The organism is Bradyrhizobium sp. CCBAU 11361 (genome assembly GCF_028128935.1).
Taxonomy (GTDB): domain Bacteria; phylum Pseudomonadota; class Alphaproteobacteria; order Rhizobiales; family Xanthobacteraceae; genus Bradyrhizobium; species Bradyrhizobium niftali.
In genome coordinates this window covers 159,663-172,083 of record NZ_LBJZ01000198.1, presented here as the reverse complement: position 1 = coordinate 172,083, position 12,421 = coordinate 159,663, and the positions used below count along the sequence as shown (strand labels likewise).

Below are 12,421 nucleotides of genomic sequence, written 5' to 3'. Positions count from 1 at the left end.
CGGCAAATGGCCCTCGCTTCAGCCTAGTACGACTTCGCCAGCCCCAGCACCTTTTCCGCGATGAAGCTGAGCGCAAGCTGCGGGCTGACCGGGGCGATGCGCGGGATCAGGACTTCGCGCAGATAACGCTCGACGTGGAACTCCTTGGCGTAGCCGAAACCGCCATGGGTCATCACGGCCTGCTCGCAGGCATGGTAGCCGGCTTCGCCTGCGAAATACTTCGCGGCATTCGCCCCAGCGCCGCAGGGCAAGCCCTTGTCGTATTGCCAGGCCGCCTGCATCACCATCAGCCAGGCCGCCTCGAGCTCGACCCAGTTCACCGCGAGCGGATGCTGGATGCCCTGGTTCTTGCCGATCGGACGGTTGAAGACGACGCGGGTCTTGGCGTATTCGGTCGCGCGCGCCAGCGCGAGCTTGCCGAGGCCGACGGCTTCCGCCGCGATCAGGATGCGCTCGGGATTCATGCCCTCGAGGATGTACTGGAAGCCCTTGCCCTCTTCGCCGATGCGGTCCTCCATCGGAATCTCGAAATCCTCGAAGAACAGCTCGTTGGAATCGACGACCTTGCGGCCCATCTTCTCGATCTCGTGGACCTTGATCTTCTTGCGATCGAAATCGGTGTAGAACAGGCTCAGTCCATGGGTGGGCGAGCGCACCTCTTCCAGCGGCGTGGTGCGCGCGAGCAGCAGGATCTTGTGCGCGACCTGGGCGGTCGAGATCCACACCTTCTGGCCGTTGACGATATAGCGGTCGTTCTGCGCCACTGCGCGGGTCTTGAGCTGGGTGGTGTTGAGGCCGGTATTGGGCTCGGTGACGGCGAAGCACGCCTTCTCGCGGCCCTCCACCATCGGCGGCAGCATGCGCTTGCGCTGCGCCTCGGTGCCGAACACGACGACGGGATTGAGCCCGAACACGTTGATGTGCACCGCGGAGGCGCCCGACATGCCGGCGCCGGATTCGGCGATGGTGCGCATCATGATCGCAGCCTCCGTGATGCCGAGCCCCGAGCCGCCATAGGCCTCCGGCACGCAGATGCCGAGCCAGCCGGCGTCGGCCAGCGCCTTGTGGAAATCGTGCGGGAAGCCGCCGTCGTGGTCCTTCTTCAGCCAGTAGGCATCGGGAAAGCCTTCACAGATCTTGGCGATGGCGTCGCGAATGGCTTCCTGCTGATCGGTGAGCGCGAAATCCATGTTGTTGATCTCCTTAGCTGGCGGCGCAGCTTTGGCAGCTGGATCCTCGCACCATTTCCTGCTTGAGCTAAACGTACATATATGTGAATTTATCTGTCAAGGTTATGAATAATGTATGGGACGACGAGATCGCCGCCGCATGGCGATGATGCACAAGAGGCCGGTCTGATGCGTTCGATGCTGTTCGTGCCGGGGGATTCCCCGCGCAAATTCGAGAAGGCGAGCGAAGGCAAGGCCGACGCGCTGATCATCGATCTCGAGGATTCCGTCGTCCCCGAGAAGAAGGCGGAGGCGCGCGGGTTGACGCTCGCGATGCTGAAGGCGCGCAGCAAGCCGCATCAGCTCTATGTCCGCGTCAACGCGCTCGACACCGGCATGACGCTCGCCGATCTCGCCGTGGTGATGCCGGGCAGGCCCGACGGCATCGTGCTGCCGAAATCGCAAGGCGGCGACGACGTGCGGCAGGTCGCGACCTGGCTCGAAGCATTGGAAGCTGCGGCCGGCATCACGGTCGGCGCAACCCGCATCGTCTGCGTCGCGACCGAGACCGCCGGCTCGATCTTCGGGCTCGGCAGCTACAAGGGCTGCTCCCCTCGCCTCGCCGGCCTGATGTGGGGCGCGGAGGATCTTTCCGCCTCTTTGGGTGCCACAGAGAAGTCCTCGGGCGGCGTGTTCCACAGTCCCTATCGCCTCGCGCGCGATCTCTGCCTGATGGCAGCCGCCGCGGCCGAGGTCGCGCCGATCGACACCGTCTACACCGACATCGACAATTTGGCCGGCCTCGAGCAGGAAACGCGTGCCGCACGGCGCGACGGGTTTTCCGCGAAGGCGCTGATTCACCCCAAGCATGTCGATGTCGTCAATGCGGCGTTCGAGCCGACGGAAGCCGAGCGCATCTGGGCAGAGAAGGTGATCGCGGCGTTCGCGAGCAATCCCGATTCCGGCACGCTGCGCCTCGACGGCCAGATGATCGACAAGCCGCATCTTCGCGCGGCGAAGAAGATCCTCGGCCAGCCGTAGATCAAGGGCAACGCGTCGCGACAGACGGGACCGGGTCATGATCGTTCGCCAAGCCGCAAACGTCCTGGAGATCATGGAATTCTTCGCGCAAGTGAGGAAGCCGGCGACGCTTGCGGAGATCGCCGATCATTTCGGCTGGCCGCGCTCGTCGACCTTCAACCTGCTCGCGACGCTGTCGGAGAAGGGCTATCTCTATGAGCCGCGGCCGCGCGCCGGCTTCTATCCGACCCCGCGCTGGCTGGCGATGGCGCGGATGATCTCGGAGGTCGAGCCGCTGCCGCCATGGACGCATACGCTGATTGCCGATCTCTCGGCCGAGACCGGTGAGACTGCGTCGATCGTGGCGCCTGCGGGCGTGATGGCGGTGTTCATCGACGTCGTCGAGTCCCAGGCCGCGATCCGCTATTTCGCGACCATCGGCCACCGCGTGCCGATCCACGCGACCGCGAGCGGCCGCGCGCTGCTGCTGCAATATTCGCAGGAGGAGCGCGACTCCGTCTATCGCAAGATCGAGTTCAAGCAATACGGCCCGTCGACGCCCATCAGCATCGACGCGGTGGAAGCCGAGCTGCGCATCTCGATCGAGCGCGGCTATTGCCAGAGCTTCGGCGACTACAGCCGCGACCTCGCGGGCGCTGCGATTCCACTGCCGATCGGCGACCGCAGGCTCTCCGTCGTCGTCGCCGGGCCCGAATTCCGCATCGGCCCGAAAGTCGCCGAGGTGGCCGCGCTGATCGCGCGGACGGTCGATCGGCTGCGGCCGAAGACCACCGCGGCCTGAAGCCGAAGCTTCATTCGAATCCCTGAATGGGCGGCGCCGAAGTCTGCGCCGGCACAGCCGGAGCCGCTTCAACAGGCTGCGCCGCAGGCGCGGCCTGAGCCGGCGGATTGCCGGCAGCTCGCATTTGGCCGTTGGCATTCATCGCCTCACGCGCGCGCGGCGGAGCGCCGGTGGCGGCTGCGCGATACGCCTCGCGGCGCGGCGGCTGCCGATGCCTCGCCGAGCGTGAATCTCTCACGCCCCAGGACCGGGCGATTGCAGGTCCGGCGGTATAACCGATCGCCGCGCCTGCGACGGCACCGATTGGCCCCAGCACGACCGCCCCCGAGACCGCTCCCAGCGCCGCAGCACCGGCGCGCTCTTGCGCGGCGGCGCTTGCAGGCACGCCAGCCAGCAGAACGACGGCAGTGATCAAAGCTTTGTTCATCGGAGCGCCTCCCTCATGGGAGAGATCACTCTTACTGAAATATGGCTGCAGGACGTTAGTTCGTTGCCAAACACGGGGCAATCGCCGATGGAACTCCGGCAATTCAAAGGCCTCGCCTTCAAACCGCGGTTCCAGCAGAGGTCGCGCGGCGCAACTACGGCGCGACCTTGTCGCTGGTAGAGCCGTCGAGCGCGCGATGCGCATTGCATCTGACGATGCAATCCGGCCTCTCCCCGCACGCGGGGAGAGGCGAAGACGATCAGACGATCTTGATCGACATGTCCGGCAATCCCTCGAGCTTGCACAGCAGCACGTCGCCCTTCACCACCGGGCCGACATTCTCCGGCGTGCCGGAATAGATGATGTCGCCGGCCTTCAACTCGAACGCTTCCGAGAGCTTTGCGATCTGCTCGGCGACGCTCCAGATCATCTTGCTGAGATCCGAGCTCTGCTTCACGGTGCCGTTGATTGCGAGCGAGATCGCGCCCTTCTCGAAATGGCCGGTCTTGCTCGCGGGGTGGATCGGGCCGATCACCGCGGCGTGGTCAAAACTCTTTCCGATCTCCCAGGGCTTCTTCTCCGCGGCCATGCCGTTCTGGAGATCGCGCCGGGTCATGTCGAGGCCGAGCGCGTAGCCATAGACGTGGTCGAGCGCTTTCTCGGCCGGGATGTTGGTGCCGCCGGATTTCAGCGCGGCAACCAGCTCGACCTCGTGATGATAATTCTTGGTCAGGGACGGATAGGGATGGTCGGCGACCTCGCCGACCGCGACGTTCTGGATCGCGTCCGTCGGCTTCTGGAAGAAGAACGGCGGCTCGCGGTTCGGATCCGAGCCGCGCTCGATCGCATGCGCCGCATAGTTGCGCCCGATGCAATAGATGCGGCGAACCTGGAACACTTGGGTCTCGCCGACGATCGGGATCGCGACCATCGGCACTGGGAAGATCGGCTTCGGTCCGGCCTGCGCTGCGGCCGGCGCGACCTCCGCGATGGAAGCTGCGGTGACTGCGGCGGCCGTTGCGAGCAGATCCCGGCGCGTGGTCTTTTTCATCTTTTGTGCTCCCTTTTGCTTCGCAGGTCGGCGTTCATGCGCGCCGATCCGGCTGATTAGTCGATATTCAGTATGCCAGCAACGCTGGACGAGCGTGACGTGACATCGTCTTATTGATGAGACCTAGCCGTGCGCGCCGCCTGGACCCCAAGCCGGCTGGCGCAATCTGCTAGCATGGAACTTGCATAAATTCTGGGCGACATGGACGCCGCATGAACCTCATCAGTCTCGATATCCGCATGCTCCGGTCGCTGATCTCCGTGGTCGAGACCGGCAGCATCACCGAGACCGCACGACGGCTGGGCCGCACCCAGCCGGCGATCACCCTGCAATTGCAGCGGCTGGAGGAATTGACCGGCAAGCAGCTATTCGAGCATGCCGGCCGCCGGCTGACGCTGACCGACGACGGCACAACGGTTCTCACCTACGCCAAATCCATCCTGAGGTTGCATGACGAATTGATTTCGCAGCTGGCGTCGCAGGAGATCGAAGGCCAGGTGGTGCTCGGCACGCCCGACCTCTATGCGGCGTTCATGCTGCCCTCGATCCTCAGCGTGTTCCGAAAGTCCTTCCCGCGTGTGCAGGTCGAACTCAATTGCGCGCTGTCGACGCCGCTGGTCGGGCTCGTCAAGCGCGGCGATGTCGACATTGCGCTGGTCACCCGCATGAACGATTTCACCGGCGGCCAGGTGGTGCGGCGCGAGCAACTGGTCTGGATGACCGGCGAGCAATCCGCCGCACACCAGGAACGTCCGATTCCGCTGGCGCTTTTGCCGCCAGGCAACATCTATCGCGACTACGCCATCGACACGCTGGAGCGTGCGAATCTGCGCTGGCGCATCGCCTGCGTCAGCGAAAGCGTCGGCGGCCTGCAAGCCGCAGCCTTTGCCGGCATGGCCGTCACCGTGCTCGGCCGCAGCGCGCTGGTGCCGGCAATGCGCGAGATCGGCCCCAACGAGGGCCTGCCGCCGCTGCCGAAGATCGAGCTGCTGCTCTACAAATCCAGCGGCGCGACGTCGAAGGCGGCCACGGCGCTGCACGACTATCTCGCGCACTATCTGCGCCTCGACGAAGAGCTCAGCGGCCGCGGTGCGCCGATTGAGCTTTCCTGACGTGTATCGCAGAGGTGGTCAAAAATACCCCGAAGCCGACCCCAACTGCGCCCACCCATCACGCAGCAGGTCGGACATTGCTGGGCGTCTGCTTTGACCTTCGCTTTTGACCCATTTCACAAGTAGGCCCTAGTCCAGCAGCGGCCCGGTATGCTTTGATGCGTGGGGGAGGAACCGAGACGCAAGGGTGGCCTGATGTACATACTCATTCGAAAATATACCAAGGTTCGTTCGGTCGCGGATGCTGCCCGCCGCGCCAAAAGCGGCGTCGGTCAGATCCTGAGGGAGTCGCGCGGCTTCAAGTCTTACTATGTGCTGGATGGGGGCGACGGGGTTGGTGTCGCCGTGATGCTATTCGAGGACCGCGAATGCGCCAATGCGGCGAACGATAAGGTGATGGAGTTCATTCAAGCAAGCTTGCACGACCTCGATCTCGGGGATCCCGAGATCATCGCCGGAGAAGTCTTGGTGAATATAGACTCTGCTGCGTAGATGTTCGCAAGGCTCCTCACGCCTTGACATGCACCAGGCTTTGCTCGCCCAGCGCCAGCGACGGCCAGAATTTTGACCAAGGCTGCGCCTGCTCGAACGCCGCCGCGATCTTGAAGATCGTGGGCTCGTCGAGCCACGGCGCCACGATCTGAAGGCCGATCGGCAGGCCATCGCGGTCGAAGCCGCAGGGCAGCGTCGCGGCCGGAAGCCCGGCGAGATTGATCGGCCAGGTGAAGGGCGACCAACCGAGATGCGGATCGACCTTGCTGCCGTCGATCGTGCCGACACCGATCTGGCCGGCCTCGAACGCGGTCACAGCGACCGTCGGTGTCACCAGTGCATCGATGCGCTCGAACAGCTTCACGAAAGCACCACGCGCCTGGCCACGACGGTAGCCAGCCTCGATGTAGTCCGTGCCGCTGTAATGCCGGCCGGCGCTGACAACGTCGCGATAATCGGCTTCGGAGCTTTCGAGATCGGCAATGGTCTTGGTCGCAACCGCCGCCGCCTGCTCGGTAAACGCGATCGGCTTCAGCGTGTGTTCCAGAATGTCGGGATCGAGGCCCGGACCATCCATGGTGACCTGCGCGCCGCAGGAGTCGAGAATGGCGAGCGCCTTGTTGAACGCTGCGCGCACGTCGGGGCTGATCGCGGCATAGCCGAGATCGACACTGGCGCCAATGCGGATGCCGTTCAGCCGCGCGGCGTTGGTATCGAAGCGCCGCGGCGACACCGGCAGGCTCGCGGGGTCGCGCAGATCGTAAGCAGCGATGATCTCCAGCGTCAGCGCGGCATCCGCAACCGTGCGCGTGATCGGCCCGGTATGGGCGAGCGAGGCCCAGGACGGCGGTGAGAAGCCGGGCGAACGCGGCACCAGGCCGAAGGTCGGCTTCAGACCGAACACGCCGCAGAACGACGACGGCACGCGGATCGAACCGACGCCGTCGGTACCGATCGCGATCGGCCCGCAACCGGCGGCCACGCCCGCCGCCGCACCGCCACTCGACCCGCCGCTGGTGCGGCCAGGATTCCAGGGATTGCGCGTGGTGCCGGTAACGGGACTGTCCGCCGTGAGCTTGTAACCGGACTCGCAGGTCGTGGTCTTGCATGTGATGATCGCGCCGGAGGCCTTCAGCGCCGAGACCACCGCGGCATCGACCTCGGGCACGAACGTCCTGTTCATCGGCGAGCCGGCATAGGCCGGCACGCCTGCGACAAAGACGAGATCCTTGATCGTGACCGGCACGCCGGCGAGCGCCCCCTTGGCCTCGCCCGCACGCATCTCCCTGGTGAGACGGTCAGCATCCGCCCTCGCCTGCTCGTACATCGGCGTCACCACCGCGTTGCAGGCTTCGCTCGTCGCTTGAAGCGCGGCGATGGTGTCATCGACGACATCGCGCGGGGTGAACGCCTTGCGCCGGAAGCCGGCCATGATCTCGGTTGCAGAAAGCGCGCCAAGGCCAGTCGGCGCCGGCGGGAAGGCCGTTCGGCCGGAACCATCAGTCATCATCAACCCTGAAAGCTAGCTGAGCGCCGCGTCGACGGCGCGCTTGGCCATGACCGTGACGAGATGCGCCCGGTAATCGGCTTCGGCATGGATGTCGGAGGTGAGACCGTCGGTGTCGATCTTGATCGCCGCGATCGCGGATCGATCAAAATTCTCCGATAGCGCCGCCTCCATCGGCGGCACCCGAAACACGCCTGACCCAGCGCCGGTGACGGCGACGCGGACACCATCGGCGAATTTCGCGACGAAGACGCCGACCAGCGCATAGCGCGACGCCGGTGCCTTGAATTTCGCGTAGCCCGCCCTCAGCGGCACCGGGAAGCGGATCGCTGTGATGATTTCGCCGGGTTCAAGCGCCGTCTCGAACAGACCAAGGAAGAAATTGTCTGCCGCGATCTCGCGCGTGCTGGTGACGATGGTGGCGCCGAGACCAAGAACGCCGGCCGGATAGTCGGCCGCCGGATCGTTGTTGGCGACCGATCCGCCGATGGTGCCGCGGCTGCGCACGGCCGGATCGCCGATCATCGAAGCCAGCGCCGCGAGCCCCGGGACTTTCGTCTGCACGAGCTTCGAGGCAGCCACGACCGCATGCGGCGTCATGGCGCCGATGGTGATGGTGGCGCCGTCGTCGGCAATACCTTTCAGCGATCCGAGCTTCGACAGATCGACCAGCGCGACCGGGCTGGCCAGCCTCTGCTTCAGCGTCGGGATCAGCGTCATGCCGCCGGCGACGAGCTTGCTGTCCTCGATCGAGGTCAGCAGTTTTGCCGCCTCGGGGATCTGGGCAGGCTGATGATAGGCAAACGGCTTCATTGTTGTCCTCCCTATTCCGCGGCGACCGGCAGCGATGCATTCTGAAGCAGGCGCCAGATCCGGTTCGGCGTCGCCGGCATGTCGACATGGGTGACGCCAAGATGCGACAGCGCATCGACCACCGCATTGATGACGGCGGCCGGCGAGCCGATGGTGCCGACCTCGCCGCAGCCCTTCACGCCCATCGGCGTGTGCGTGCAGAGCGTAGAGTGGGTCGCGACCTTCATCATCGGCAGATGATCGGCGCGCGGCATGCAGTAGTCCATCAGCGAGCCCGACAGCAGCTGGCCCGAGCCTTCATCATAGACCGCGTTCTCGAACAGCGCCTGGCCGACACCCTGCACGATGCCGCCGTGCAACTGACCTTCCACGATCATCGGGTTGATGACCGTGCCGACGTCGTCCACCGCCGTGTAGTTCACGAGAGTCACCGTGCCCGTCTCCGGATCGACCTCGACCTCCGCGATGTGGCAGCCGCCGGGATAGGTGAAGTTGACGGGATCGTAATAGGCCTGCTCCTCCAGTCCCGGCTCCAGCACTTCGAGCGGATAATTGTGCGGCACATAGGCCGCGCCCGCGATCTCCTCGAACGTCTTGGCGCGGTCCGTGCCTGCCACCGAGAATTTGCCGGCCTCAAATTGAATGTCCGCCTCGGCCGCTTCGAGCAAATGGGAAGCGATCTTCTTGCCCTTGGCGATCACCTTGTCGGTCGCCTTCGACAGCGCGGCGCCGCCGACCACCAGGGAGCGCGAGCCGTAAGTGCCCATGCCGAACTGGACGCGATCGGTGTCGCCGAACACGATGTCGACATTCTCGAAGGATACGCCGAGCTTGTCCGAGACGATCTGCGCGAACGTCGTCTCGTGGCCCTGGCCGTGATTGTGCGTGCCGATCATGACCGTCACCTGGCCGGTCGGATGCACGCGCACCGTGGCGCTCTCATAGAGACCGCCGCGCGCACCAAGCCGTCCCGCGAAACGCGACGGCGCAAGGCCGCAGGCCTCGACATAGGTCGAGTAGCCGAGCCCGCGGAACTTGCCCTTGCGCGCCGATTCCGACTTGCGGATGCCAAAATTCTTGACGTCGGCTGCGACCAGCGCACCGTCGAGGCAGCCCATCGGATCGCCGGAATCGTACTGCACCAGAACCGGCGTCTGATACGGATAGGCCTCCTTCGGGATCATGTTGCGGCGGCGAATCTCGACGCGATCGATCCCCATCTCGCTGGCGGCGACATCGACGATACGCTCCAGCACGAAGGTCGCCTCGGGCCGGCCTGCGCCGCGGTAGGCATCAACAGGCACGGTGTTGGTGAAGACCACCTTCACGTTGCAGTAGATCGCGGGCGTGGTGTAGACGCCGCCGAGCAGGGGGCCGTAGAGATTGGTCGGGATGTTCGGCCCGAAGGTCGAGAGATAGCCGCCCATATTGGCCAGCGTGTTGACGCGAAAGGCGAGAAATTTTCCGGTTTCGTCCAGTGCGAGCTCGGCCTCGGTGACGTGATCGCGGCCGTGGCGGTCGGAGACGTAGCCCTCCGAGCGGCTCGCCACCCATTTGATCGGCCGCATCACGCGCTTGGCAGCCCAGGTGATCACGGCCTCTTCGCCGTAGTGGAACTGCTTGACGCCAAAGCCGCCGCCGACATCCGGCGCCACCACGCGCAGCTTGTGCTGCGGAATGTTCAGCACCAGCGCGCCCATCAGGAAGCGTACGACGTGCGGAAACTGACTGGTGGTCCACAGCGTGAATCGATCGGTGCCCGGCTCGTATTCGGCGATCGCCGCCCGCGGCTCCATCGGATTGCCGATCAGGCGGTTGTTGACGAGGCTGAGCTTTGCGACATGCGCAGCTTTCCGGAACGCGGCTTCGACCGCGGCCTTGTCGCCGAGCTCCCAATCGCAGCAGATATTGTTCGGCACGTCGTCGAACAATTGCGGCGCACCGGGCCGCACCGCTTCAAGCACGCCGACGACCGAAGGCAGCACCTCGTAATCGATCTTCAAAAGCTCCGCCGCCGCATTGGCCTGTTCCGGCGTCTCGGCTATGACGAAGGCGACCATGTCGCCGACGAAACGCACCTTGTCCTGCGCGAGCATCGGAAATGGCGGCTCTTTCATCGGGACGCCCTTGGCGTCCGTGATGCCCCAACCGCAGGGCAGCGAGCCAAGTCCATCGTCGGCGACGTCATCCCCGGTCAGGACCGCAATGACACCCGACGAGGCCAGTGCCGCGCTCTTGTCGATGCCGCGCAGGATCGCATGCCCATGCGGCGAGCGCACGAAAACGCCCGCGGTCATGCCGGGTCGCTTGATGTCGGAGACGTAATTGCCGCGCCCGGTCAGGAAGCGCTGGTCCTCCTTGCGCTTCGGTGAGGCGCCAATGCCGATCACATTGCCCATGGTCACTCTCCCTTGGCGGCGTTCATGGCGGCAGCGCCGGCCATAACCGAGACGACGATGTTCTGGTAGCCGGTGCAGCGGCAGATGTTGCCTTCGAGGCCGTGGCGGACGTCAGCCTCCGTCAGGTCCGGCTTCTCGGTGGCCAGTGCCACCGCGGTCATCAGCATGCCCGGCGTGCAGAAGCCGCATTGCAGGCCGTGATGCTCGCGAAATGCCTCCTGCATGGGATGCATCCGGTTCGAACCGGGGGCACCTTGCAGACCCTCGATGGTGAGCAGCGTCGCGCCGTCGAGGGCCGGCGCCAGCAGCGTGCAGCTCTTCACGGGAAGACCGTTGAGGTGCACTACGCAGGCGCCGCACTGACTGGTATCGCAGCCGATATGGGTGCCGGTGAGGTTGAGCTGCTCGCGCAGGAGCTCGGCGACGAGCGTCGCCGGTTCGACGTCCACGATGGTGGGCCGGCCGTTGAGTGTGAAGGATATCTGCACGGTCATACTCCTGTGCGCGACGGGTCTCTAGGCGAGTGGAAGGGCGCTGCCGGTGGCCCATGTGGCCATCACGACATCGCCGACGGTGAAGGGATCCGCGAAGAAGGTCTTTTCCGGCACATAGGCCACGAACTCGTCGTCCGGCACGGTGTCGAGCATGACCTTGACGAAGTAGCCCTGGTATTCGATCGCGAGCACCCGGCTCGGCAGCGACGTGGTGCAGCCCGGCGGCAAGTCCTTGCCGGGCCGAACCAGCGCGACATCGTCGCGGCGCACGGCGATTTCGACCTTGTCACCAACACTGACAGTGGATCGCGCCTGAAGCGGCACCTCGATGCCATCGGGCGCGGCCTGCGCCAGCGTGAAGCTCGCGCCATTGACCTTTTCGACCCGTCCCGACAGCACGTTCTGTCCGCCCATGAATTCGGCGACATAGCGGTCATGGGGGTGAGCGTAGACGTCGCGGGCGGCGCCTGCCTGCTTGATCTTGCCTTGCTCCATCACCACCACAAGGTCAGCGAGCGCGATCGCCTCGAGCTGGGTATGGGTGACGTGGATGAAGGTGATGCCGAGCTCCTGCTGCATCCGCCGCAACTCCTGGCGCATCTGCACGCGAAGCTGCTCATCGAGCGCCGAGAGCGGCTCGTCGAGCAGCAACACCCGCGGCTCGGTGATCGCCGCGCGCGCCAGCGCCACACGCTGCTGCTGGCCGCCGGAGAGCTGCGCCGGAAGGCGGTCGGCGAACTGCGTCAGCCGCACCTTCTCGATCATGGCATCCGCCGCACGCAGCCGGTCGGCCTTGGACATGCCGCGCACACGCAGCGCAAAGGCGATGTTCTCGCGTACCGTGAGGTGCGGGAACAGCGCGTAGGATTGGAACATCATCGCGGTGCGCCGCTGCACCGGCGCGAGGCCGACGACATTCTGTCCACCGATCACGATCTCGCCCGCGGTCGGGTCTTCATGCCCGGCGATCATCCGCAAGATCGTGGTCTTGCCGCAACCGGAGGGACCGATGAAGCAGCAATAGGCGCCGTCGGCAATCTTGAGGTTGACGCCGTCGACCACGTAGGTCGCGCCATCAAAGCTCTTGCAGACACCCGCCAGTTCGATATCGCCGCGATCGCTCTTCATTCCAAGC

General features: G+C 65.0%; 12 protein-coding genes. 4 read left to right on the top strand and 8 right to left on the bottom strand.

Annotation, left to right across the window (positions count from 1 at the left end; all coding sequences use genetic code 11):
• Positions 1 to 23: 23 nt before the first annotated feature.
• A complete protein-coding gene (locus XI08_RS40650; RefSeq protein ID WP_271578747.1) occupies positions 24 to 1,190 on the bottom strand; it encodes an acyl-CoA dehydrogenase family protein in 1,167 nt (388 codons plus the stop codon).
• Between the two features lie 168 nt (positions 1,191 to 1,358).
• Here XI08_RS40650 and XI08_RS40645 point away from each other — a divergent pair, with 168 nt between their 5' ends.
• On the top strand, positions 1,359 to 2,210 hold the full coding sequence (locus XI08_RS40645; protein ID WP_271578746.1) for an HpcH/HpaI aldolase/citrate lyase family protein: 852 nt from the start codon (positions 1,359 to 1,361) through the stop codon (positions 2,208 to 2,210).
• A 37-nt stretch (positions 2,211 to 2,247) separates the two neighbouring features.
• The gene (locus tag XI08_RS40640) at positions 2,248 to 2,991 is read left to right on the top strand and encodes an IclR family transcriptional regulator (RefSeq protein ID WP_271578745.1); all 744 of its coding nucleotides are present in this window, start codon (positions 2,248 to 2,250) and stop codon (positions 2,989 to 2,991) included.
• 10 nt (positions 2,992 to 3,001) lie between these two features.
• Here XI08_RS40640 and XI08_RS40635 read toward each other — a convergent pair whose 3' ends face one another.
• Entirely contained in the window at positions 3,002 to 3,418 is a 417-nt protein-coding gene (locus XI08_RS40635) for a hypothetical protein (RefSeq protein WP_027546929.1), read from the bottom strand.
• Positions 3,419 to 3,677: 259 nt separating this feature from the next.
• Positions 3,678 to 4,469 carry a fumarylacetoacetate hydrolase family protein gene (locus XI08_RS40630; RefSeq protein ID WP_271578744.1) on the bottom strand — a complete coding sequence of 264 codons (792 nt, stop codon included), beginning with the start codon at positions 4,467 to 4,469 and terminating at the stop codon, positions 3,678 to 3,680.
• Positions 4,470 to 4,681: 212 nt separating this feature from the next.
• Here XI08_RS40630 and XI08_RS40625 point away from each other — a divergent pair, with 212 nt between their 5' ends.
• Positions 4,682 to 5,581 (top strand): LysR substrate-binding domain-containing protein, encoded by a 900-nt coding sequence (locus tag XI08_RS40625; protein WP_027546931.1) that lies wholly within the window; start codon positions 4,682 to 4,684, stop codon positions 5,579 to 5,581.
• A gap of 195 nt (positions 5,582 to 5,776) precedes the next feature.
• A complete protein-coding gene (locus tag XI08_RS40620; RefSeq protein ID WP_271578743.1) occupies positions 5,777 to 6,073 on the top strand; it encodes a hypothetical protein in 297 nt (98 codons plus the stop codon).
• 16 nt (positions 6,074 to 6,089) lie between these two features.
• Here XI08_RS40620 and XI08_RS40615 read toward each other — a convergent pair whose 3' ends face one another.
• The 5 genes from XI08_RS40615 to XI08_RS40595 are packed head-to-tail and all read right to left on the bottom strand — an operon-like array spanning position 6,090 to position 12,414.
• Positions 6,090 to 7,580, bottom strand: coding sequence for an amidase (locus tag XI08_RS40615; RefSeq protein ID WP_271578742.1), 1,491 nt, complete (start codon positions 7,578 to 7,580; stop codon positions 6,090 to 6,092).
• A 15-nt stretch (positions 7,581 to 7,595) separates the two neighbouring features.
• Positions 7,596 to 8,393 (bottom strand): FAD binding domain-containing protein, encoded by a 798-nt coding sequence (locus tag XI08_RS40610; protein WP_271578741.1) that lies wholly within the window; start codon positions 8,391 to 8,393, stop codon positions 7,596 to 7,598.
• An 11-nt stretch (positions 8,394 to 8,404) separates the two neighbouring features.
• Complete coding sequence (locus XI08_RS40605) at positions 8,405 to 10,792, bottom strand: xanthine dehydrogenase family protein molybdopterin-binding subunit (RefSeq protein WP_135175688.1); 2,388 nt, start codon at positions 10,790 to 10,792, stop codon at positions 8,405 to 8,407.
• A 2-nt stretch (positions 10,793 to 10,794) separates the two neighbouring features.
• Complete coding sequence (locus tag XI08_RS40600) at positions 10,795 to 11,286, bottom strand: (2Fe-2S)-binding protein (protein WP_271578740.1); 492 nt, start codon at positions 11,284 to 11,286, stop codon at positions 10,795 to 10,797.
• A gap of 21 nt (positions 11,287 to 11,307) precedes the next feature.
• Positions 11,308 to 12,414: an ABC transporter ATP-binding protein gene (locus XI08_RS40595; protein ID WP_271578739.1), complete on the bottom strand. Its 1,107-nt coding sequence runs from the start codon at positions 12,412 to 12,414 to the stop codon at positions 11,308 to 11,310.
• Between the last annotated feature and the right edge of the window lie 7 nt (positions 12,415 to 12,421).

Excerpts from the sequence above, each read along its gene's own strand:
- XI08_RS40615 (WP_271578742.1), bottom strand. The coding sequence starts at position 7,580 with ATGACTGATGGTTCCGGCCGAACGGCCTTCCCGCCGGCGCCGACTGGC.
- XI08_RS40625 (WP_027546931.1), top strand. The coding sequence starts at position 4,682 with ATGAACCTCATCAGTCTCGATATCCGCATGCTCCGGTCGCTGATCTCC.
- XI08_RS40640 (WP_271578745.1), top strand. The coding sequence starts at position 2,248 with ATGATCGTTCGCCAAGCCGCAAACGTCCTGGAGATCATGGAATTCTTC.
- XI08_RS40610 (WP_271578741.1), bottom strand. The coding sequence starts at position 8,393 with ATGAAGCCGTTTGCCTATCATCAGCCTGCCCAGATCCCCGAGGCGGCA.
- XI08_RS40600 (WP_271578740.1), bottom strand. The coding sequence starts at position 11,286 with ATGACCGTGCAGATATCCTTCACACTCAACGGCCGGCCCACCATCGTG.
- XI08_RS40620 (WP_271578743.1), top strand. The coding sequence starts at position 5,777 with ATGTACATACTCATTCGAAAATATACCAAGGTTCGTTCGGTCGCGGAT.
- XI08_RS40635 (WP_027546929.1), bottom strand. The coding sequence starts at position 3,418 with ATGAACAAAGCTTTGATCACTGCCGTCGTTCTGCTGGCTGGCGTGCCT.
- XI08_RS40650 (WP_271578747.1), bottom strand. The coding sequence starts at position 1,190 with ATGGATTTCGCGCTCACCGATCAGCAGGAAGCCATTCGCGACGCCATC.
- XI08_RS40630 (WP_271578744.1), bottom strand. The coding sequence starts at position 4,469 with ATGAAAAAGACCACGCGCCGGGATCTGCTCGCAACGGCCGCCGCAGTC.
- XI08_RS40595 (WP_271578739.1), bottom strand. The coding sequence starts at position 12,414 with ATGAAGAGCGATCGCGGCGATATCGAACTGGCGGGTGTCTGCAAGAGC.
- XI08_RS40605 (WP_135175688.1), bottom strand. The coding sequence starts at position 10,792 with ATGGGCAATGTGATCGGCATTGGCGCCTCACCGAAGCGCAAGGAGGAC.
- XI08_RS40645 (WP_271578746.1), top strand. The coding sequence starts at position 1,359 with ATGCGTTCGATGCTGTTCGTGCCGGGGGATTCCCCGCGCAAATTCGAG.